Source organism: Leptolyngbya sp. FACHB-671, from assembly GCF_014695745.1.
In the GTDB taxonomy this organism is placed as follows: Bacteria; Cyanobacteriota; Cyanobacteriia; order Elainellales; family Elainellaceae; genus JAAUTN01.
Genome location: NZ_JACJOV010000059.1, coordinates 37269 through 59960, shown reverse-complemented (window position 1 = coordinate 59960; position 22692 = coordinate 37269). Strand labels below are relative to the sequence as shown.

Here is a 22692-nt window from a genome sequence, read left to right as displayed (position 1 = left end):
AAAATTTTTAGGCGGAGGTGCAGCTAAATTGCACCTCCGCCTAAAAATTTTGGAGTATTGGTTTGTAGGTTTAATTAAGCACGTAAGCAGACTGCAACGCCCACAAAATCAGCAAAGCAATCGAACCTAATAGCAGGGTAGAAAAAAGGGCGATCGCCACTGGGCTATCTGCTCCCTTAAACTTCATGATCCCCCGGTTGAAATCTGTCATAAATGCAGTGTCCTCCTCTTGGAAATTTTCAGGGTTAAAGACAGAATGGACTGGCTTGAAAAAGATTGGACTGAAGAATGGGGTTGAGAAAATTGCTAGAGCCGAACCTGCCTCGATTTTATCCAGGACTTAGAGCTTCTGAGGTCAAATTGAGGGCTAAAAGCTTAAATCTGTCTTGAAGTTTGGTAAAGCAAAACTTTGGGCTGAGCTAGAACTACGCACTATGAATGAGGAAGTTAGATGAAGGTTGCTTTGATTGTCGTGGCGGTAATCGTCGGACTGGTTTTACTCACCGAAGTAGGCTTGCGAATTTTGTTTGGCTTCGGCAATCCGCTGATTTATATCGCTGATGAGCAAATTGGCTATTTGCTGGCACCCAACCAAAAAGTGCGTCGATTTGGCAACCGAATCACCATTAACCAGTATTCGATGCGGAGTCCCGAAGTTACAACATCTCGACCCCAAACAACCCTGCGCCTGCTATTGTTAGGAGATTCTGTCGCGAATGGTGGCTGGTGGACAGACCAAAATGAGACGATTTCAGCCATGCTACAGCAGCAGCTACAGCCTTCTCTTAATCAGACTGAATTTGAGCAGCTAGAAGTCCTGAATGCTTCGGCAAACTCCTGGAGTCCGCGCAATGAGTTAGCCTATCTGCGACGGTTTAGCAGCTTTGAAGCTCAGGTCGTGATATTGCTAATCAACACAGACGATCTGTTTGGTACGGCTCCGACTTCTCTTCCTGTAGGGCGCGATCGCAACTACCCTGACCACAAACCCCCTTTTGCATTATCAGAACTGGTGAACCGCTATCTGATTAAACAGCAGCCTATTCCAGGAATGGATGAAGTGATGTCAGAAGGGGGCGATCGCGTTGGCTTTAACCTGGAAGCGATTCAGCAAATCAACGAACTGGTTAGCCAATCCAATGGACGACTGATTCTAGCCATGACTCCTTTACTCCGAGAAATTGGCACTCCTGGCTCACGCGACTACGAAATCAAAGCCCGGCAGCGACTAAAAGACTTTACCGAAGAAACCCAAATTCTCTATCTGGACTTTCTGCCCATCTTCAACACTGCAGAGTCACCCAAAGCACTTTATCGCGATCACATTCACCTCAGCCCCCAAGGAAATCAAATCGTTAGTGAAAATTTGCTCAAAGTTCTGCAAGATATTCAAGCAGGAAAATGAGTAAATGATTTTTGGGGTAGCGATCGCATTAAAGAACGCACCCTAATCGACGATCGCACTAAATGACAGCACAAACCATAAGTGTTGTTCCCACCATAATCACCGCAATTGCGCTAATCATTGGAATGTAGAGCTGAAAAGGTTTAACCCAGTGAACTTGCTTTAACCAATGGTGAGCATAGAGAGTGACCCAGCCAATGGTAATTAGTACGATCGCCAATCCAAAACTAAAGGCACAAACTAACAACAAACCGTAAGCAGTTTGGTGCAGGGCGATCGCACTCAGCAGCAACACCAAAGCTGATGGACAGGGAACCAATCCTCCAGCAATTCCCAATGACACGAGAGACCGTAATGTGATTTGAGTCGGGGAATGCTGATGCGTATGGTTAGCAAAATGCGGGTGAGGATGGTTATTGGCAGCAGAATGCAAAAATTGATCCAGTAACCAGAAACCAACGCCACAGACCATCAAGCCGCTGACCAAACTGAGAACCGGATACAACTGCTCTGGCAAGATGTATCTGGACAGAAATAAGGCTAAAATCCCCAGCGCGAAGACGGTGATGGTGTGGGTCAATGTTGTCACCAACCCTAATAAAACCGCGTCTTGAGGTGTACCGCGTGAGCCGACCAGATAGGCAGCTACCATTGTTTTTCCATGTCCTGGAGAGAGCGCATGTCCAGCTCCAGCCGTCAAAGCAAGTCCTATTCCACCCAGCATGAATGTTGGAGACAGGTTGGTTTGCGCCAGGCTTTGCGTCAAAAATTGACCATGCCCAATGTGTGCCAGAATCGGCTGACCAGCCAGAAATAGAGTGGGTAATGCAGAGCCCGCGATCACAATCAGCCTCCTAGACGTCTGCTTCTGATCGAGAAGCTCGATACAAAGAATAACCAATCAATGCCAGAATCACACTCACCGTTGCCACTACCACATTGGGATAAATGGGAATGCCCGCTACTGTGGGCAGAACCTCATTTGGGTCAGCTTTGAGACTGGTTCCAGGAATCACAATCGTTATAAAGAAAAAGGGTGACCAAAACACAACCGGTACGAGCATAGCAACGGTATAAGCAATATCGGGTTCTGTCGATCGCCGCCACAACAACCACAGCGCCATTATACTCATGCCGCTGAGTAGCCATAGCATCACCACATCATGAAACCTGGCGTGAGGAGTCCATTCAGGATTGAAGATATGAGTTGCATTCCAATCCACTGCCACAGAAACTACCGCAGTGCTAACGAGTACAACCGAAAGCAAAATTCGACTAAATCTTCTCATAAATCTTTAAGCCCTGAAAGCGGCACTGAACTGGGTGTTCCACTCTATTACCTCTCTGGTTTGAAACGTAAAGCGATTGGAAATCTACCTGACTGAAAACTCATACAGAACAATACATTGCACTGCATAGTCTAAGATAGTCATTTCTTGCTAAATTTGCCTAAAGGTTTAGATGATTCTTGCCATAATGAATTGCCCTTATTGCTTCAAAAATGCGCTGGGTGTAATGCCAAAATAGTGTTTGAAATGCTTGGCGAAGCGGCTTTGATCGGTACAGCCGACTAACACAGCAACTTCTGCGATCGTATGTTTTCTTTGTTGCAAAAGTTCTTTTGCTCTCTCCATGCGTTGCTGAAGTACATATTGATAGGGCGTCACTCCCATAGACTGCTTAAACAATCGACAAAAATAGTATTGGCTGATGCCCGAAACTTCTGCAAGTTCAGCCAGATGCAGTGGTCGATCTAGATAGCTGTGGATGTAGTCCAACACGGACCGGAACCGAGACACCGGTAATCCGTTTGAGTGGCGCAAAATTTTGGGCTGAAATGCGCAGTATTTTCTAAGCAAATGGACGATGAATACCTGGGTCAGAGATTCGGTATAGAGATGCTCACCGATGCTACTGCTACCTTTTGTATCTAGTTCTGTTTGAAAGAGATGGGCGATCGCTTCAATGTGTGGATCGTGAGTACCAATCGTACAGAGCAATTCAACTTGGCTGGCATCTGAGTCACTTATCTCTGCTGCTGTTCGGTTTAAAAGGAGTGGATCAATCACAAACATCAGTGATACATCAGTGCTATCCCATGCCCAAAGCCCTGTTGTCTGAGCAGAACAAATCCAAAACTCTCCTTTGAGTTGAGGTTTTTCAGATTTCTGTTCACCGATGCAAGTAATTTTCTGTCGATTACCCTCACTTAATAGCAAACACAGTAGATGATGATTATGTCCACGGAAGTCAAGCTCATTCGGTTTTGAGATATGGCGATCGACAGTCAACCCAGGGAGTTGAAGGGTACGGCGTTCAGAAATCCAGGGTTCTTTCATACAAATCTGCTCAGTTCATCAACACTCAAGGTACGCTAAAGCGAGTTTCCTATGTTGTAGGCGATTGGACAGGAAATTGCGGTCTGTGAAGCACTGAGGCAGCTTCAAATACTGTTTGTACACGTAGCCTGAAGCAGCATAATGTTGCCCATTACCCGCCGCAGATAATCTTTGAATTTCAACAGATAACCCCTCGACAGTCGGCGCACATGGGCGTTGTTAGACTGTGATCGCTTACTTCAAGCATGAGCATGGTGCGTTTCCAGAAATCTATCGGTGGAGTAGCAAGAGTTGCATTAAGGAACGAACCCTACAAGATCGGCGATCGCACTATGGCAACGGCAATTTTGGGAGCACAATGTGAAAGACAGCAGTCGGATTTGTTGACGTTTGACGGTGTAACTGTGGGGGAGTAATTAGAATACTGTAGATGCTGTGGCTTTTAAATTCAAACCACATTTACATAGATAGAGTCTGTGGCTATAACAGTATCACGATGAACGGCATAACATTCTACATAATGTTTCCCTTTATATGCAGTCCTCTCCTTCTTCATTCCAGTACCCTGATCATCATTCTCTATTCTTCCTCTTAAATCAACATTTGATTTAGCTTCACCTCCACTGTTCTTGATTTTCCACCTAAACAATACGTCTTGGGGCAAAAAACTTTTATCCCGATCAACAAAGAATGTTAAACTCTCATTTTTCCTATAAAAATATTGCTGGAATCCTCCTACTGACTGATAAGGAGATGCATTAATTTCTAGACTCCAATCATTGTCTAAATCCATTGCGAAGTAATTATCTATAAATTCTTCTTGATAATTTTGTGAGTCACTACGAGAAGCACTGACGATGGAATTTATTTCTTGAATCTCACCAAAATCACTTCCAAAAACTTTTCTCCATTTTTCCACAGCCTCATTAATATCTTTCTCCTCATATGCATCATTAATCCAAGCACTATAATCGTTAATCTTAGTCCTAAAATTTGAGTACCTATCTTGATCCCAATGCCTATTAAACTTCTCTGTTGGCAAGACAGGATTAACTAATATTTCATCCGTCAAGATTGGTCTATCTTGCAGGTAACTATTTAACCTATTAAGCAAAGTTTTCAGGCTCGTAGGTAAATCTTTGTAGTAAACTTCTCTATTATATAAATCGGATTTACAAATTTGTTTACCTAATAGAGAAGTTAGCAATATAGACTTGATAGAGAAGGTTAGCTTTGAGTCTCGTAAATACTTAATCAATCTAACCACCTTAGTCAAATACTGATTAGCGGTAATTGAATCTTGGGATTCAAACCAATGAGCATATCCATCGCCATCTGTATCCTCATACTCATTACTATTTTTATTCATAACTTTGCAGATTCCACCTATTTCAATAGAAGGAACTATGTCAATGTGAAAGTCATTTGCGTAATCTATTGTTACGCATCGAGATTTTCCTCTTCTGTCAACTAAACCTTTGTACTTTTCAGTTTGCTTGAATTCTTTGTGTAGTTTATTCAGATAATCTTTAGGTTCCCAATCATCAAATTCATGGAGCAAAACTAACAGGTCTACATCAAAGTCTGAGTCGTCAAATGGCTTTATAATAGTTCCTTGCCTATACGATCCTTGTAATGTAATCTCTCTAATCCTATTCTTAAACAATTCATTTTTCCTCAAGAACCTTTTTATGGTTTTAATACCTTTCTTCGCTACTTTCAATCTAGTTGGGTTTAAATTAACTTCGTCTCTAAGAAACTCGCCAAAAAAATCATCAATGGTTTTCATTCTTATCTAATTGAGTGTAAATTACAATTACCCTTGGGAGATAAAACTTCTAATCTTATTGACTTCGTATGTGAATGTTTGATCTGCCCTGCTCTTGAGAGAGTCTAAGATATTGAATTTATCTATAGACAATTTGGTGTCGCTACTAAAATTTAATCTTAAATATTGATTTTCTCCTAAAATTAGCCTAGTCATATTTTCAGAAGAAATTGACTGTAAATTCAAAATTGAATCAACTAATTTACTACCTTGCCAACCATTGGTTATACCCCAATTTCGATTTTCAGCGCCATCGATTTCATAATATTGGCTTCCAACTCCTGTTCCAATTGAAAGTATTCTGACCTCGTCCTTACTAATCTTAAGTTTTCCAATAGCTTCAGTTAGACCAACTAAAGCAGGATTATTAGCCCACAAACCACCATCTGCAAGTAGGTAGTTATCGACCCTATTTGGATCAAAGTAGGTTGGTGCAGAGCAGGATGCTAAAATAGCATCAACAATTTTAGTGTTCTTATCTCTCACGAACTCATCTAAATATGATGACTTAAAGACAAAAACTTGACCATTTGCTATATCTGTCGCAGGTATAACTAATCTAGTCTTCTTTATATCAGAGAGAGTCTTACTACCCAAAGCCTTGTTGAGAATGATCTCTAAGTACTTTTTTGAATATTTACTTTTATAAAATCCACTGAAGCTAAAGCTGTTTGGTGAGAAAATTTTTCTACCTTCAACTTCATAAAGCAGAACCACTTTTTCAATTGGATAATCGACAGCAATAGCGCCAGCAATTATTGATCCAGTGCTAGTACCTATAACCAAATCAAAATACTCAGAGAAATCAACATTTAGCTCTTCATGAATTTTTTTAAGTAAATAAGCTGCATAAAGCCCTCTAATACCACCACCATCAATAGCTAAAATTCTGAATGGCATCGTCACTCTACGAGTCAAGAAGTACAAATTTACTATACCGTAGCATGACTATTTTGGCTCTTAGCAGCTCTATTATTCTGGAGAGCTAAAAAACATTTAAATTTTACAAAGACTCCTCTGGTATTTCACGCCACATCAGAAGCGCGTGATTGGATGCAAGCCTCAACCAAGATAAGCGGTCGAATGGCTCAAATCAGCGGCAGCAGAAACCTGCAATGAAGGTATCTCGTCTGTCTGCTTCATTTGATTGATTGGGCGGCTAGCATCAAATTGAGTCTGTGTAATGGAACTGAACATCTTGATCCATCTCGATCGCTATTTTTATTACGGCTAAAGACGCTCTTAACAATTTTTCATCTCTTGCAGGCTCTTCAATCGCTGATGTCCATTTTCCACCATGAAACAAATTATTCCTAACAGTGTAGGCGGCCTCAAGTAACCACTCAAGAGTTATTGGCTCTGGTGGGGAATTAATTATTTCCCAGCATAAGCATCCGTTTTCAAGCTTCTGCTTTTTTGGACGATTTTCAGCCTCTATAAAGTACATCAATTCAGACGACAGAGGTTTTGGCAAAGGAGAAGCAACGTGTTTTTGGGCAAAACAGCGCCACTCAATCCTCAATTGTTTTCTCTGCTGAGTTACAAAACCTGAGCGTTTCAGAGCAAACTCGAAACGTGAAAATACCCGAAAGACCTTATAAGTCAAATTCTGTGATTCTTGAATAGCACTGAAAGGGGCTTCCAAATCAACTAATCCCATAATGTCTCCACAATTGTGAACATATGTCTAACGTTGAGTTTCTCATAGATAAACTTCGCTAGAACTTCATTCTCGGAAACCTCTCAGTGCAGTTTGGGTGTATCCGTTCTCAGCACAGTGCTTATCTAAATAACCCTGGTAATGGGAGACATGACGACAAATCTAGGTGAGCGAGGTGTAAGAAGTTTGTTGGATGGAGGGAGAGGGGGCGATCGCCCCCTCTCCCCTCTCTTCTCTTACCTTCTCCGATCGCGCGTCAAGATGCTCATCACCTCACCAGAACTAGGTGCAGGTAAAAGCGGACTCCAAGCACTGGGTTCAGCAAAGCCACGTCGATATAGATCGTGAATGGTTTCGATCACACCATCACGAGAGCCAATGACCAGAATTCGTAGGCGATCGCGATCAGCATTTTGAAGCGCAGAAACTTCTCTTTCAACGGTGGGTACATTGGGAGACTCTAAAAAGCATTGAGACATGAGTTGTGACTCCTTAGGGTTTACAAGGAAACCCCAAAAACCTAGCCACCCCGCACTAATTCACACGTTGTACAAACCCAGTGAAAGAACTAAAAGTGAGTTATTTTCACTCTCGTGTCCTGGAGAATTCGCAACGCTTTTTTGACATGACAAGTCGGGGTGGCTAAGGGAGTGTTAAAATCCACCATTAGCCGCCAGACTGCTCATCCAGTTTGGGGGTTAGCTGCTCAGGGCTGCTGCCAACAGCCTTGGGTAGCGCTAGATCTTTGGGTTTGGTCGGGTTATCTCTAGTAAAATTGACAACCTTAACGTGAGAGCATATCTGGGATAGTGACTCTTCGTCAAGATGTTAGGCTACGGAAATTTTTGAGAGAATGAGGAACAGGCGATCGCATCTTGGAAGGTGTTATGAAATTAACCAAACAGAATCTCTCAGAACGTATCGATCATGTATATGACGTGATTGTGGTTGGGGGTGGCGCAGGCGGCTTATCGGCTGGCGTTTATCTGCAACGCTACCTGCTTTCCAGTTTGATCATCGACAAAGGCAAAGCCCGCTCCTTTTGGATGCAAGAACTGCACAACTATCTCGGACTGCCATCAGACACACCAGGGCGATCGCTGCTGCGGCAAGGCAAAGAGCAATACCTCTCCGTGGGCGGTGACATGCTCGATGGTTTTGTAGAAGACATTGAAGATGAAGGCGAAACTTTTGCCGTCAAAGTCAAAATTGGACGGCAGGACAGCCTCTATCAGACCTTTCGCACCAAGTACCTGATTGCTGCGAGCGGCATCATTGATTACTTGCCTAACCTAGATACCATGCGAAACGTGTATGACTACGCCGGATACAATCTGCACGTCTGCCTCATTTGTGATGGCTATGAAATGGTAGACAAAACAGTGGGCGTATTGGCCAACAGTGCCAGCAATGCAGAAGTTGCGTTTCCCTTGGGCTGGTTTACTCCACACATCACCGTGTTTACGCAAGGACTGTTTGAAGTGAGAGAGGAGTTGCGACAGAAACTGCAGGAGCATGGCTATCAACTGGTCGAAACTCCAATTAAGCAATTCCTGGGTGAAGACCATCAGATGAATGGAGTTGAACTGGAAGACGGCAGGACCATTCCACTAGAGGCTGGACTGATTTCAATGGGGTCAAAGTACCATGCTGACTATCTAGAGAAGTTTAATCTGGAAAAGCAGGGTGAGAATCTAGTCACGGATAAAATGGCGCGTACTTCCCATCCTCGAATCTTTGCGATCGGTGATCTCAAAGTCGGGTTAAATCAAGTGGTCGTTGCGGCAGCAGATGGAGCGTTGGCTGCTACCCAAATCTGGCGAGACTTGCGGCGAATTCCCGGTGCCAAACGTCAGGTAAAGCTGTCTTAAGCTGCTTCCACCATAATGTCTACAGAGCCAACTAAGAAGATGAGTGACTTGGAAATTCGCGAAGATGACCTGACCGGTCAACAGATCGCTGACCTTCTCCGGGAACATCTCGAAAATATGCATGAGATTACTCCACCCGAAAGTGTTCATGCGCTCGATTTAGAGGCATTGCGATCGCCTGATATTACCTTTTGGTCAGCTTGGAAAGGTGATGAACTGCTTGGATGCGGCGCACTAAAAGAACTAGATCCAAAAACTGGTGAAGTCAAATCAATGCGTACCGCTAATGCTCACCGACGCAAAGGAGTTGCCGCAAAAATCCTGGAACACCTGATCAAAGAAGCTGAACGACGCGGTTATGATTGCCTCAATTTAGAAACAGGATCTTTCGCAGAATTCGCCCCAGCACGAGCCTTATACACACGGTATGGGTTCGAGTACCGAGGGCCCTTTGCTGAATATATTGATGATCCCAATAGCGTGTTTATGACGAAAAAACTCTAAGCTCTGCATCTCAAACAGAAATCAGTGTCTCAAACAGGAATCAGTATGAAAAAAGTAGCAGTATTTGGCAATGCTGGAGGTGGTAAATCAACTCTAAGCAGAAAGCTGTCAGAGATCACTGGACTGCCACTCTACATCCTGGACAAGGTTAAATATCAACCGGGGGGCATTGAGGTTCCAGATGAGGAATACAAATCCATCCATCAGAAAATTTTGACCAGCGATCAGTGGATCATTGACGGATTTGGTTCTCTGGAAACTCTTTGGCCACGACTTGATGAGGCAGATAGTCTGATTTTTGTAGATCTGCCCCTCTACGTACATTGCTGGTGGGTCACTAAACGATTCGTCACAGGTTACTCTAATCCGCCCGCAGGCTGGCCTGATAAGAGCCCCATCTTAAAGAGCTCGATGAACAGTTACCGTGCGCTCTGGTTATGCCACAAATATTTGACTCCCAAATATCGTCAGTATATTGAGCAAGCAAAGAACACTAAAAGTGTTTATCACATTCAATCTACTGAGCAGATTGCTCAATTCTTCCAATCTATTGAGAATGGGGCTAATATTTAACCCTGCTAGATAACCACACTAGATAATCCCAATATTGTAGGGGTGGGTTTTGCTGTTGAACCTCAGCTACTATCAGGGTTTGTCTACTAAACCCACCCCTACGAAGACTTACAGCAATTTCCATTTGCATAAACAACAAATCCCTGTAGGGGCGGTTCGCGAACCGCCCCTACTCTAAGGCTTACCCACTGGAATATTGCTGTATGCTTTACGCAAAGAACTAAAAAGTGATAACTGTGCGAATTCCTTCTCCTTTGTGCATGATGTCAAATGCTTCGTTGATTTGCTCAAGGGGCATCACCTGAGTAATCAGATCGTCAATGTTAATCTTGCCATCCATGTACCAGTCCACAATTTTAGGGACATCAGTACGCCCTCTTGCACCGCCAAATGCGCTGCCTTTCCATACTCGTCCGGTTACCAGTTGAAAAGGGCGAGTGCTAATTTCCTGTCCGGCTCCTGCAACGCCAATGATCACACTCACGCCCCAACCTTTGTGGCAGCACTCTAACGCCTGACGCATCACATTCACATTGCCAATACATTCAAAGCTGTAGTCTGCTCCACCTTTGGTCAAATCTACCAGATAAGGAACTAGGTCTCCTTCCACTTCCTTGGGATTAACAAAGTGAGTCATGCCCAGCTTTTCTGCCAGGGCACGTTTGCTGGGGTTGATGTCAACACCCACAATCATATTTGCCCCAACCAAACGCGCTCCTTGAATCACATTTAGACCAATGCCACCCAGTCCAAATACGACGACATTGGCTCCGGGTTCAACCTTAGCAGTATTGATTACGGCTCCAACTCCAGTGGTTACGCCACAGCCGATGTAGCACACTTTATCAAAAGGCGCATCTTCGCGAATTTTGGCAACGGCAATCTCGGGCAGCACAGTATAGTTGGCAAACGTGGACGTGCCCATGTAGTGATGAAGCATCGTGCCATCTTTAGAAAAGCGACTGGTGCCATCGGGCATCAGACCCTGCCCTTGGGTGCTGCGAATGGCTTGGCACAGGTTTGTTTTTTGACTCAGGCAATATTCGCAGTTACGGCACTCTGGAGTGTAAAGCGGAATGACATGATCGCCAGGTTTTAGGGATTTTACTCCGGCTCCCACTTCAACGACGACTCCAGCGCCTTCATGCCCCAAGATAGCGGGAAAAAGTCCTTCTGGGTCAGAGCCAGAGAGGGTATAAGCGTCGGTGTGGCAAACTCCGGTCGCTTTGATTTCTACCATCACCTCCCCATCTTGTGGTCCTTCAAGTTGAACTGTCTCAATGCTCAGTGGCTCTCCTGCGGCGAGGGCAACTGCGGCTTTGACATCCATAACGCGCTCCTATGATCAGCAATTCCGATTTTTACAGCTTAATGACTATCTCACGTCCGCTGTCGGGTTGCCTCAGTCTTAAGCTTGGCTACTTTCTGGAGTTGCGATCGCATTTACCAAAACTTTACAAAGCTATTCCCAAAATTCAGCCGATCTCGACTGAGGAAATAATAGGAACGCAATCAGGGATGGTCATTTAATCATCAGTCATCCATTACGGGCTGCTCACAAGAGGCAAATAGCGAATGACCCCTTCCAAACTGGAGCCACAATCTTACCTCTTCACCATGAAAAAACTAGTTCACTTCTCTTATGGTTCCATCTTTTGGCTGTGGAACTGTACATTTTTGCTTCTAGCTTATGGAGTCGTTCTACCGCAAATCGGCTTTCCCTTTTCTAGAGACGTTGGGGCAGGCGTGGCAATTCCCGCGACGCTAGTTGCAAGCTTGATGGGTTTACTCCTGGTGCCGACGGTCTGCACCCTGGTGGGTTGGTTCCGATTACGCAAACAGCCTGTTTTGCTGATGCGTTTGTTTTATGGGGTCGAAGCGCCACTGGTGGCGCTATGTTTGCTGCGCTTATTCCTGATCCGAGAACTCACGCCGGCAAGCTCACAGATTTTGAGTACAGCGCTGTTTTGCATTGGGGCATTTGCGGTTGAGTTGCTGTGTGGGTTCGCGGCGCGCAAACGCACTCTGGCATGGCTACAGCTAGCAAGCCACAGCTTGATGCTGATTATTGGAGTGTACACCGGAGTGCTGCTGACATTTTATGCGGTGCCTGCTTTGTGTGTATTTCTATTTGCAGTCTTCACATGGATTATCCAATTCTTCCAGCTTGAGTGGATACCCGTCCTGCGGGATACACTCACTCACAGTCCGCTACGCACAATCTGGTGGGTACCTGTTTTCCTCTTCCTATTCGGGTTTAGCTGTTCGCTGTTTTTTGCCATGCCGTTTGTGATGACAAATTTCTACTTGCGCTCTTGGTGGCGAGTGGCAGCAGCATTTGGCGATCGCTACGGACAACTCAAAGCCGTAGCAGGGACGGCAGGGGTCGCCGTTGCCTGGTTACTCATCTTCACGTCTTTACAACAACAGCCCCAGATTGAAGCATTTAAGTTACTTTCACAGCCTGCTCCAACAGAGGGCGATCGCCAAGAACTCTTAGCCAAATCAGATCTGATTCGGACTGGGCTGGTCAACGCTTATCTCAACTCTTACCGCTACATTAGCCCCTGGGAGGAAAGCAATAGCCTGAGCGAAACTTACCGCAACGTATTTAACCTGACTCCAGAAAAAGCTCAGTTTTGGCAGGATTTACATAACCATATTCTTTCCCCATTCTTATATAACGGTTCGCGTGCTGATGCAGATAGAGCCGCCAACCTGTATGCAGAATTTTTTGACTCACCTATTCAAAAGACAGAACGGGAGGCAATTCAAAACGCGTTGCAATCTACCTCGAACCGGGACGAAACTCAGGCAGGATTGCTCAACATCAACCAGCAGATTGTCTGGCTAGCCCAGCAACGAGTGAATGTGCATGAACATGGAGACTGGGCAGAGATTGAGCTGTATGAGAGTTATCAGAACCCCACCTGGCAGGATCAGGAGATCTTTTACTCTTTCTCCTTGCCCGAAAGCGCTGTTCTCACGGGGGTATGGCTGGGCGACAGCATGAGTCGAGCCACTCGCTTTCCGTTTGTTGTATCGCCGCGTGGAGCCGCTCAACAGGTCTACACCGGAGAGGTTGCCCGCAGCACTAACTTTGTGGCAGAAGATCCGGCATTGCTAGAGCAAGTCGGTCCACGGCAATATCGTCTGCGCGTATTTCCTATTCCAATGCAGCAGCAGAATGGTGAACCGGGAGAACTGCATCTGTGGATGACTTATCAGGCAATGCGACAGGAGCAAGGCTGGCCGATGCCTCATCTGGCAGAAAAGCGCAATGTCTTTTGGACAGAAGACACGGTACGTCGTCGTAATGGCAGAGCCGCTCAACTGCCAGCAGAAGAATGGCTAGAAACATCGCTACCCGCTCGACGACACACGCCCCAAACTCATCAGGTGACGCTGCCAGGAGGTTATCAGGTTGTGGCAGAACCCCTGAACCACAGTTCATCCGCTTTGCCCCAGTCCAAACGGTTTGCACTGGTGTTAGACCGCTCTCGCAGCATGGCAACTCATTCTAACGAGTTAACCGAAACCTTCCGCTGGCTAGCTCAACACAGTGCCAACAACGACCTGGATCTGTATCTCACCGCATCTGCTGGAGCCGAGCCGGAGCGCCTAGATGATATTCGTGAGTTTGACTCTAGCAAAGCTACTTTCTACGGCAATTTACCAATTCACACCATGCTGCAACAGTTTGGGCAGCTGCACGGTGAGACAGCTTATGATGCAGTGCTGGTAATCACCGATGAGGGAAATTATGAGCTAACGGTTGACGAGGCTGAACTTCCGGCGATCGCCTCCCCACTCTGGGCGATACATCTGGGTGAGTTACCTCCTGCCTACGATGATGCCACCCTGGAAACCATTCAAAAAACCAGAGGCGGAGTTGCAACCAATGTGGCAGAAGTGATGCAGCGCATCGCAACTGAGGAAAAACTAGGACACTCCGTTGCCAGCGTTACAGACGGCTATATCTGGAGAGTAGAATCACCCCAAGCTGATACTTCAGAAGTTGAACCTATAGTCAGTGCATCGACAGAATCCGACTTCACACCACTCGCGGCTCGACAACTCATTCTCAAATTGAGTCGCGAAAAAGACATGACTCAGCTAGCCGAACTGGATGCGATTCACACTCTGGCAAAAGGTACTGAGATTGTCACTCCTTACTCCTCCATGCTGGTACTAGTCAACGATCGCCAGCGAGAACTATTGGCCCAGGCAGAAGTGAGTAGCGATCGCTTTGAGCGCGAAGTCGAGGACGGGCTAGACGAACTGACTCAACCCAATAACCCACTCAATGTAGCGACTGTTCCTGAGCCTGGAAACATAGTTGGAATGGGAGTGGTGGCGATCGTCCTACTTCTATCTACGAAAAAAAGACCTCGCTCCCACAGACAACCCCGTTCCTACAATTCACCATAATGATTTATTAACCTGGCGACAAAGGAACATTGCACAAACCTGTAGTGGCAAGACAAATCTAAAATAGCGCAATAGACCTGCCATTCAATCGTCTCAAGAACAGGGTTAAAGGCATCTCAACTTAACCCTGTTATCTTGAGCCGAAAACTTCCAAATCACTTGCGAGTGTAAGCAGGACTACCCTCTCCTCACTACCCTCCTGATGGCTACTCAGATTCCATTTAAGTAGCGGCACTTTTTGCCCGAGATCATCCTGTCCAACGTTCGCTGGTATTGCCGTTACTCTCTCAGCTACCGAGATTTAGAGGAGATGATCGTGCATTACGACCTTGCTCAAGCAAGCAGGACGGTAACTGGGGATGGCGATATCGGAGTGATGAACTCGCACCGGAGATTCGCGATCGCCACTGGCCTGTTTTTGCGACACAACTTTTTGCGACACAACCAACAGCTTTCGAGCAAAAACGATTTCAGCATGACAGATGTCACGCTAAGGAAGTGACATTTATTCGATGTGAGTGGGGTTGTTCACCCATTAACTTAGAAACATCACAAGAGAGTGCAATTGCTCAGCAGCTTCTCGAAGAGAAGATCAATGATTTGCGATGAGGCGATCGCCAATCGTTTTCACTTCAAGGTTGTCAAATTGGCGGTTGAACCAAATCAGTTTTGACTACTTCAGTCGAGTAGCAAAGCTCGCTGCTGCATGACGTGATTTCTCTTGCTTAATCTAATTTATCTGGGAACACTCAAATGGCAATTATCACGGGTACACAATTCAATGATAACGGTAGCCAAAAAAACAAACTCAACGGCACCAACTTCGACGATTCAATCTTCGGATTTGCAGGTAATGATTGGCTGAATGGATTTGGCGGTAACGACCTGCTTAATGGTGGTTTAGGCGCTGACAAAATGATAGGTGGTCAAGGCAACGACACCTACATTGTTGATATCTCCACCGACCAAGTTTTTGAAGCAGCCAATGAAGGCATTGATACAGTTAAATCCTCAGTTTCTTTCTCCCTCTCCTCAGGCGGCAAAACAAATGTTGAGAATCTAACACTGCTTGGCAATGCTGCTAATGGTCTAGGCAATGCTTTAAACAACTATATTTTGGGCAACGGCAACAACAACAGACTGCTTGGAGGGAGGGGCGATGACTCACTCAGTGGTGCTGGTGGCGTTGACACTTTGTTTGGTGGCACAGGCAACGACAGACTCTTTGGTGGCATCGGTGCTGATGCGATGTTTGGCAGCAACGGCAGTGATACATATTACGTTGACAATGCAGCAGATATAGTTAATGAGTTGGACACTGACAATGGCTACGACAAGGTAATCTCTACCGTTAGCTTCGGTCTCAGCAGTGGTGTTGAACAATTATTTCTTGACAGCGCGGGTAACGTTAACGGCTTAGGCAATGACCTTAACAACCAGATCTACAGCGGTGTGGGCCACAACAAGCTGAGCGGTTCAGGAGGAAATGATTACCTTAGTGCCGGAGATGGCAACGACAGACTGTTAGGAGGAACAGGAAATGACACCTTGGTTGGAACTTGGCTCGATAACGCGGGTAAGGGCGAAACTGACAGGCTTACGGGTGGAACTGGAGTTGATTACTTCGCACTAGGTGCAGCAAAGAGTGGCGAATTTCCTTACATGGTGCGCTTCTATGACGACGGACAACGCAACACCTCTGGACAGACAGATTACGCGCTAATTACTGATTTCAAGGCGGCAGAGGACAAGATTCAGTTAGTAGGCTCTAAGTCTGAATATCTACTCGCTAATGTTTCACTCAATAATATTTCTGGCACTGGAATCTACATTAAGAGCAACAGCCAGTTTGTCACAAATGAGTTGATTGGCGTAGTGCAAAATGTTGCCGCTAATACTCTCAGCTTAGACAGCAATTCCTTCAGTTTTGTCTTCGGTTAATTGATGATTTGTAGGGTGTGAATTAGCCTTAATCATGGAGCTAACACTTCTATGAAAGTTAAACACACCCTACACAAAAATTTTTCCTAGGTACTTCCCATACCTCACACATTAATAGAACTAACAAAAGCAACGACCACTAACCGTGACTCATTAACTCCTCAACCTACTCGATCTCGTCTGACGGTCCAATGGCACGTTATCAACGGCAAGCTAGTGTGTCACTGGGTTCTAACTTGAGAATTTCACAACAGACCAAACTTTCATGCCTTCTCTAGGCTAAGCAGCAAAGGAAAATTTCATGTCGCTTCACCATTCCATCTCTTCTAACACAAATTCCTCTAATCCAAACTCACGATCTTACAGATCAAAAGCATCAAAATTCTGGCGCTCTTTAAAGGGCGAGCGTTTCTTACAAGTTTGCTCAAGTCTTTATAGAGTTTTTGTCAGTACACTTGGCATAAATGACGAGTCTCAACTTGTTTGTAAATGCGATCGCCAACGCAACTTATACCTTGAAGTGTACGACCCAACTACGGAGATATATTGGCATTTCCACTCTAAACAGGACGCTTTAGTGTGGCTTAAACAGCGTTACTACACTCAGGATGACTGCAATTATCAGGCAAAGATTGAGGTAGTTCATCGGAATCAGTATGATGATTCTCAACTTTTAGCTTGTCCAACACAACATAAACTAATAATCTCTTCAAACCTAAAGTTGTTGACCAGATAGGTTAAGTGAGTGGCTAAGTTAGCATTCTTAGCAGGAATTTGTTGTATCAAGGCAATGACTTGTTTTGCATTCACTTTAGTCGCAGCCTGATGTAATTGCTCTATCCACTCAGATGGCATTACTGTTAGATCTGAAGGAGTGAGAGCCTGAAGATAAGGTTGTACTGTTTGATTTTGCGGTTCTGTAGCGTAGACATAGCGTACATTCAAATATTGCGCCATCTTCTCAAAAATAATCTCCTCCCGTACGGGTTTGCGAACAAAATCATCGCAACCAATGAATAAGGCAACGATGCGTTCTTCTTCAAATGCACTGCCTGTTAACGCAATGACTATTGGTGCTGGTGTACCTGCTGCTTTAATCTGTTGGGTTGCTTTGTACCCGTTTACAATTGGCATTCGCATATCCATCCAAATTAGATGAGGTAACCAGCTTTTGGATAAGGCGATCGCCTCCTCTCCATTAGTTGCTTCTTTGACCTCAAAACCAATTGGGGTTAACAACTCTACAAGCAGCTGACGATTACTCAAGTTGTCTTCTACTACTAAGATGCGGTAGTTGGGCTGTCCGGCTTCTAAGCCAATCACATGACAATTGGGCACTTGAGTCTGAATTTGCTCCGGTTCAACCTGGCAAACTTGAATTACAAATCCAAAAGTTGATCCTACACCTACGCGACTGGTGACTGAAATTCTACCTCCCATCAGGCGTACAAACTTCTGGCTAATAGATAAGCCAAGTCCAGTTCCTTCTTGTGCGCGCCCCGTCTCGCTCTGCACAAAGGGCTCAAAGAGGATTTTTATTGCTTCAGGGGAGATGCCAGGTCCAGTGTCTTCGACCTCAAACTGCAAAGATGTAGTAGTTGAGCGCTGAGAATGCTCTACATCTTTTTCTGGCTCTTCAACTTGTTTCACCCGGAGTATTACGCGTCCCGTTTGGGTAAACTTAATTGCGTTGCTCAGCAAATTCATTAGGACCTGACGCAGTTTGCTCTCATCGGTACGAATATGTTGAGGTAGATCTGGGTCCAGTTCAAAAACGAGCTGTAAGCCTTTAGACTCTGCCTTGAAGTGAAACATCTGCTGAAGCGAATTTAGCAGATCATAAAGGTTAAAATTACTCTCACTTAAAACAACTCTGCCTGCCTCAATCTTGGACATTTCTAACACATCATTAATCAAGTTGAGCAGGTGTTCACCGCTACAGCTGATGGTGTTGAGATAGTTTTGCTGCTTTGGATTGAGAGAGGTACTGCGAGCCATGAGTTGAGTAAAGCCTAGAATGACGTTGAGTGGCGTTCTAAACTCATGACTCATGTTGGAAAGAAACTGGCTTTTGGCATGGTTCGCGGTATCTGCTTCCTGAGCTTTTTGCTCTAACTGACGGCTATAATTTTCTAGCTGCTTGCGAGAAATTTGGAGCTGTTGCGCCAGCCAATAAACCCCGATCGCCAAAATTCCCGCTGACGCTAATCCTACCAACATGATTGTTCCTGCTAACTGACGAGCAGGAGCAAATGCCTCGTTTTGCTCCATTTCCACTAGCAGAGCAATGTCACGGTCGTTGAGCCAGCGATATACTCCAATTACAGACACACCTGCATAGTTTGAATAAAGCCCAGAGCCACTAATCCCGTGCATTGCTGCGTCAATTCCGTGGCTGCTGATTTCTGGTAGAACGGTTTGCGATCGCGACTGTTCTCTGGAAATGAACATCGTCTCACTGCTGAATGAGCCGACCAAATAGGTTTCACCACTTCTACCTAAACCAGTACGTTCTCGCACAATTTGATCAATTCGATCTAGATTTAGGTGAGCCAAAATTAACCCCCGACGAGTGCCTAACTCATCGCGCAATGGCGCTGCTAATGTAACAGATGGTTTTCCTGTAGTTGATGAAACATAAAAGATTGGATCAAAAGTGTTTCCTGGCTCAACGTGATCAAGATAAGTAACACTAGCTAGAACCTCATATCTACCCTCACGGCTTCTATTCGTTGATAAAACAATACGATTGCTAGAATCCAAAATGGAGACTTCTAATAGACTAGGTTTGAGCTGAACGAATTTTGTTAAGTAGTCTGAAAGTTCCTCATGAGCTGCAGTGTAATTTGCGTCAGAACGCTCAGAAAGAAGTATTCCTAGATCATCCTGAATATTGGGAACCTGGGTCATCAACAAAACATCCCTTTGTTGGTCCTCAAACCAACGAGACATTTCTTCTTCTTTTGAGTTGGCTGTAACATTAAGCTGGTTAAAGGTTGCTTGCTTTAATGCTTCTCTGGCTCTGGTAAAAGCAACTCCTCCAACAACACCGACCGTTACAAGAGAAAGCAGTAAAAAGGAGCTAGAGACTCTATTCGTAATGTTTTGGTTCCAGAATCTCATCGCAGCTCTCCTAAAATTTTAAAGCATGTGAAAAATATTCTTCAACCTCTTCCTTGGCTCATTGCCACTGAGCGAAAATCTGCTGGATTTGCTGAATTGCGTCATCGGCAGCCTGCTCTGGAGAGACACGATCGACCACGATGCGATTAATAGCTTGACCCCAAACGTTCTCTTGAACAACCAAACTGTAGGCAGGGTGATAAATCGAATAGAATGGACGAGATTGTTTTTCAAGTAGGATTTTGGTTGCTGTTGAGAGATGGGGATCAGCAGGGTTTGTCCAAAATGAATTTTCTAAAATAGAAGTCATAACGGGTAAATTTCGCCCTCCCGCCGCTTTGAGATAGTTCTCAATTGCCTCAGGTTGAATTAAGTATGAGAGAAATTCTTTCGCTGCTTTCTGATTTTCAGAATCTGCAAATACTATAGCTTGCCTAATATCATCCAAGTACCGCATCGGTTGCCCGCTGGGTTTATTAGGAAATTCCAGGATGCCAAGTTTGTTTTGATAGGTGTCAGTATCTTGACGGACAGTAGCAGGAATTGAAAGCGATGCATTTGGGGTCATTACCACAGTACGATTGAGCAAATTAGTGTTGTTATCAGAATTTCTCCAATCTTCAGACCCTAATGGAACGTACCCTTGCTGATAAAATTGTGTATACCACCTCAAACTATCAATGATACCCTGACGTGTTTGGGGGTTTTCAATCAAAAGATCTCCATTAGGAGTTAATAGTTGCACATCGTGTGCCTCTAAAATATGCTCAAACATGGAGTAAGTATCACCAGATGCAACTGAGTAGGAAAAGCCTAATCCATGAATAGTTTGGTTTGGCTGATTCTGGAGGTTATCCTGCACTTGCTGCCAGAATGCCCAAAAGGTGTCCCAATCTTGAGGAATATCGCTTTCCTGAAAGCCTGCTTGTTGAATGAGATCTCGCCAGTAAAAGATATAAATGTTTGACTGAGAAATCGGCACTGTGTAATAACTACGTTTTTGGTTCGTATTATTGTAGAGAGCGACAGAGTCTAGAACTGAAGCTGGATATAGCTGCTGGACTGGTTCAATGACATCAGAAACATCAGCCAGTTCTCCTTGCCATGCAAGACGAGGGATCAGGGCCTTGCCAGCACTATTGCTCATCATAATGTCTGGTGGATTGCCCGCTTGCAGTGCTCTCTGCGCTTTTTGTGACAAATCATCTGCTGTGTAAAAGGAAAGCTCAACAGGCGCGTTGTGTTGCTTACTCCAATCGTTCACAACCTGCTGGATGGCTTCATCTTCTTCTAGATTAAAGCCCTTGTCCCACCAGATTGTTAGAGCTGCGTTATGATTAGGCGTATCGGTGACTATAGCGCTTGGTTCGCTATTAGTACAGGCAGCGATGATAACACTCAATACCAACGCTATGAGCGTGTATTGATAAAATCGCCTCATTTGACGACTGGTCTTTCTACGCAGAAAATTACTAACGCTAGCAACTTGTCTATTCATACTGTTATACATGCATGTTATTTCTGTATGCATAATCTCTTCTATTCAGTCTTTTATTCGGTGATGCTTAAAAAAAGAGGTAAATTAAGTGAGTTTGGGTCGTAATCAAGTTTTAGTATAGAAAACTGGTTTAATTAAGCAGAGCCCTGCTGGATGGCGATCGCAATCACAGTTGTAGAATAAACACGTGAGAGCGAGTGTTTAAATTGTTTTAATTCTTAGCCACAGCGTTCACTGAGAATGTAAATTAGCTGGTGATGAATTTTTGGAAATAGGCGTAGTTCCACAAATTACTGATCTTAGATATCACCTATTTCAAAAAGTATTGTATTTTGTAACGAAAATTACAGATTTAAGTCAGCATTTCTACTGCTGAATCATCTCAATTCCTCATGAGCCATAAGTAGGCGCAGACTATGAACCACACTTCATCTTCTAAGGGAGATCTTCTCATCGTCGATGATACGCTAGATAATCTACGCTTTTTATCGACCCTACTCCTAGAGCAGGGGTACGAGGTCCGGAGCGTAACAAACGGCTCAACAGCGTTGATGGGTGCGTCAGCCCAGCCTCCTGACTTGGTTTTGCTTGATATCTATATGCCAGGAATGGATGGATATGAGGTTTGTCAGCACTTAAAGAACAACCCTAGCACTCAAGAAATCCCAATTATTTTCATTAGCGCCTTAAACGAGACTTTGGATAAGGTAAGAGCCTTTTCATTAGGAGCAGTGGATTATGTCACAAAGCCATTTCAAGTAGAAGAAGTGCTTGCTCGAATCGAGAACCAGCTTACACTCCGCAGACTGCAAACACAGCTTCAAGCTCAGAACATTTGCTTACAGCAAACAGAGGCAAACTTGCGGCGATCGCTAGAACACGAGCAAACCTTGAACCAGCGAATAAAAGAGATGGCAACTCTAGAGGAGCGAAACCGAATTGCCCGCGATATTCATGATTCACTAGGGCACGCACTCGTGGCGCTAAATATTCAGATGGAAACAGCTCTAACGCTATGGCAAGAAGCTCCAGATAGGGCTTACACGTTTCTTAAGGAGGCAAAACAGCTAGGTTCAGAAGCGCTCAAAGCAGTGCGACAATCAGTATCTGATATGCGCTCAGACCCGCTTAAGGGACAATTGTTAGAGGCAGCGATCGCCACCCTAACTCAAGAATTTCACCGCACCACTGGAATTCTGCCAGAGTGTCGCATTAACTTGTCTCATCCCTTATCCATTCAAATTAATACTGCTGTATATCGCATTGTGCAAGAAGGGCTGACAAACATTTGTAAGCACGCGGAGGCAACCGCTGTGCAAATCCAAATTCATACCAACGCTTCCGGTTTGTCGCTGTCGCTTCAAGACAACGGCAAAGGGTTTCGAGTCAGGGAGAATAGAACTGGCTTTGGGCTTCAAGGAATGCGTGAGCGAACCGTGGCACTAGGAGGTCACCTAGAGATCATCAGTGAATTAAACAGAGGCTGCCACATTAGTGCATTTTTCCCAACTGCTTAAGA

20 protein-coding genes and 1 pseudogene are annotated in these 22692 nt (G+C 44.8%); 10 read left to right on the top strand and 11 right to left on the bottom strand.

Annotated elements, in window-relative coordinates:
• Positions 1–70: 70 nt before the first annotated feature.
• Entirely contained in the window at positions 71–211 is a 141-nt protein-coding gene (locus H6F93_RS06795; RefSeq protein WP_190645460.1) for a hypothetical protein, read from the bottom strand.
• A 240-nt stretch (positions 212–451) separates the two neighbouring features.
• On the opposite strand from H6F93_RS06795, the gene H6F93_RS06790 reads away from it, so the two are divergent.
• Positions 452–1405, top strand: coding sequence for an SGNH/GDSL hydrolase family protein (locus tag H6F93_RS06790; protein WP_190679821.1), 954 nt, complete (start codon positions 452–454; stop codon positions 1403–1405).
• Between the two features lie 58 nt (positions 1406–1463).
• Here H6F93_RS06790 and H6F93_RS06785 read toward each other — a convergent pair whose 3' ends face one another.
• From H6F93_RS06785 to H6F93_RS06775, 3 genes are all read right to left on the bottom strand, one after another.
• Positions 1464–2249: a HoxN/HupN/NixA family nickel/cobalt transporter gene (locus tag H6F93_RS06785; protein ID WP_199313529.1), complete on the bottom strand. Its 786-nt coding sequence runs from the start codon at positions 2247–2249 to the stop codon at positions 1464–1466.
• Between the two features lie 10 nt (positions 2250–2259).
• Positions 2260–2694, bottom strand: a complete 435-nt coding sequence (locus tag H6F93_RS06780; RefSeq protein WP_190679820.1) for a DUF6640 family protein — start codon at positions 2692–2694, stop codon at positions 2260–2262.
• Between the two features lie 198 nt (positions 2695–2892).
• Positions 2893–3744 (bottom strand): helix-turn-helix transcriptional regulator, encoded by an 852-nt coding sequence (locus H6F93_RS06775; RefSeq protein ID WP_190679819.1) that lies wholly within the window; start codon positions 3742–3744, stop codon positions 2893–2895.
• Positions 3745–3995: 251 nt separating this feature from the next.
• Between H6F93_RS06775 and H6F93_RS06770 the strand changes: the two genes are divergently transcribed.
• The gene (locus H6F93_RS06770) at positions 3996–4160 is read left to right on the top strand and encodes a hypothetical protein (RefSeq protein ID WP_190679818.1); all 165 of its coding nucleotides are present in this window, start codon (positions 3996–3998) and stop codon (positions 4158–4160) included.
• Between the two features lie 32 nt (positions 4161–4192).
• Here H6F93_RS06770 and H6F93_RS06765 read toward each other — a convergent pair whose 3' ends face one another.
• From H6F93_RS06765 to H6F93_RS06750, 4 genes are all read right to left on the bottom strand, one after another.
• Positions 4193–5533, bottom strand: coding sequence for an SMODS domain-containing nucleotidyltransferase (locus H6F93_RS06765; RefSeq protein WP_190679817.1), 1341 nt, complete (start codon positions 5531–5533; stop codon positions 4193–4195).
• A gap of 27 nt (positions 5534–5560) precedes the next feature.
• Positions 5561–6472, bottom strand: coding sequence for a CBASS cGAMP-activated phospholipase (locus H6F93_RS06760; RefSeq protein WP_190679816.1), 912 nt, complete (start codon positions 6470–6472; stop codon positions 5561–5563).
• Between the two features lie 265 nt (positions 6473–6737).
• Positions 6738–7232, bottom strand: a complete 495-nt coding sequence (locus H6F93_RS06755) for a hypothetical protein (RefSeq protein ID WP_190679815.1) — start codon at positions 7230–7232, stop codon at positions 6738–6740.
• A 236-nt stretch (positions 7233–7468) separates the two neighbouring features.
• Positions 7469–7711: a hypothetical protein gene (locus tag H6F93_RS06750; RefSeq protein WP_190679814.1), complete on the bottom strand. Its 243-nt coding sequence runs from the start codon at positions 7709–7711 to the stop codon at positions 7469–7471.
• A gap of 408 nt (positions 7712–8119) precedes the next feature.
• Between H6F93_RS06750 and H6F93_RS06745 the strand changes: the two genes are divergently transcribed.
• From H6F93_RS06745 to H6F93_RS06735, 3 genes are read left to right on the top strand one after another with little or no spacing between them, the layout of a single operon-like run.
• On the top strand, positions 8120–9103 hold the full coding sequence (locus tag H6F93_RS06745; protein ID WP_190679813.1) for an NAD(P)/FAD-dependent oxidoreductase: 984 nt from the start codon (positions 8120–8122) through the stop codon (positions 9101–9103).
• Between the two features lie 15 nt (positions 9104–9118).
• A complete protein-coding gene (locus tag H6F93_RS06740; RefSeq protein WP_242043334.1) occupies positions 9119–9607 on the top strand; it encodes a GNAT family N-acetyltransferase in 489 nt (162 codons plus the stop codon).
• 45 nt (positions 9608–9652) lie between these two features.
• Complete coding sequence (locus H6F93_RS06735; RefSeq protein WP_190679812.1) at positions 9653–10180, top strand: P-loop NTPase family protein; 528 nt, start codon at positions 9653–9655, stop codon at positions 10178–10180.
• Positions 10181–10400: 220 nt separating this feature from the next.
• On the opposite strand, the gene H6F93_RS06730 is transcribed toward H6F93_RS06735, so the two are convergent.
• Complete coding sequence (locus H6F93_RS06730; protein ID WP_190679811.1) at positions 10401–11510, bottom strand: S-(hydroxymethyl)glutathione dehydrogenase/class III alcohol dehydrogenase; 1110 nt, start codon at positions 11508–11510, stop codon at positions 10401–10403.
• An 11-nt stretch (positions 11511–11521) separates the two neighbouring features.
• Here H6F93_RS06730 and H6F93_RS06725 point away from each other — a divergent pair, with 11 nt between their 5' ends.
• From H6F93_RS06725 to H6F93_RS06710, 4 genes and pseudogenes are all read left to right on the top strand, one after another.
• Positions 11522–11710 (top strand): hypothetical protein, encoded by a 189-nt coding sequence (locus H6F93_RS06725; RefSeq protein ID WP_190679810.1) that lies wholly within the window; start codon positions 11522–11524, stop codon positions 11708–11710.
• Positions 11711–11755: 45 nt separating this feature from the next.
• Positions 11756–14611, top strand: coding sequence for a TIGR02921 family PEP-CTERM protein (locus tag H6F93_RS06720; protein ID WP_199313528.1), 2856 nt, complete (start codon positions 11756–11758; stop codon positions 14609–14611).
• Between the two features lie 238 nt (positions 14612–14849).
• Positions 14850–14927: pseudogene (locus H6F93_RS06715) on the top strand (IS6 family transposase); the annotation flags it as partial.
• A 437-nt stretch (positions 14928–15364) separates the two neighbouring features.
• A complete protein-coding gene (locus H6F93_RS06710; protein ID WP_190679809.1) occupies positions 15365–16552 on the top strand; it encodes a calcium-binding protein in 1188 nt (395 codons plus the stop codon).
• A 666-nt stretch (positions 16553–17218) separates the two neighbouring features.
• On the opposite strand, the gene H6F93_RS06705 is transcribed toward H6F93_RS06710, so the two are convergent.
• Together H6F93_RS06705 and H6F93_RS06700 are read right to left on the bottom strand one after the other, a co-directional pair.
• A complete protein-coding gene (locus H6F93_RS06705) occupies positions 17219–19675 on the bottom strand; it encodes a hybrid sensor histidine kinase/response regulator (RefSeq protein WP_190679808.1) in 2457 nt (818 codons plus the stop codon).
• A 58-nt stretch (positions 19676–19733) separates the two neighbouring features.
• On the bottom strand, positions 19734–21116 hold the full coding sequence (locus tag H6F93_RS06700; protein ID WP_242043333.1) for an ABC transporter substrate-binding protein: 1383 nt from the start codon (positions 21114–21116) through the stop codon (positions 19734–19736).
• Positions 21117–21589: 473 nt separating this feature from the next.
• Here H6F93_RS06700 and H6F93_RS06695 point away from each other — a divergent pair, with 473 nt between their 5' ends.
• On the top strand, positions 21590–22690 hold the full coding sequence (locus H6F93_RS06695; protein ID WP_190679806.1) for an ATP-binding response regulator: 1101 nt from the start codon (positions 21590–21592) through the stop codon (positions 22688–22690).
• Positions 22691–22692 lie beyond the last annotated feature (2 nt).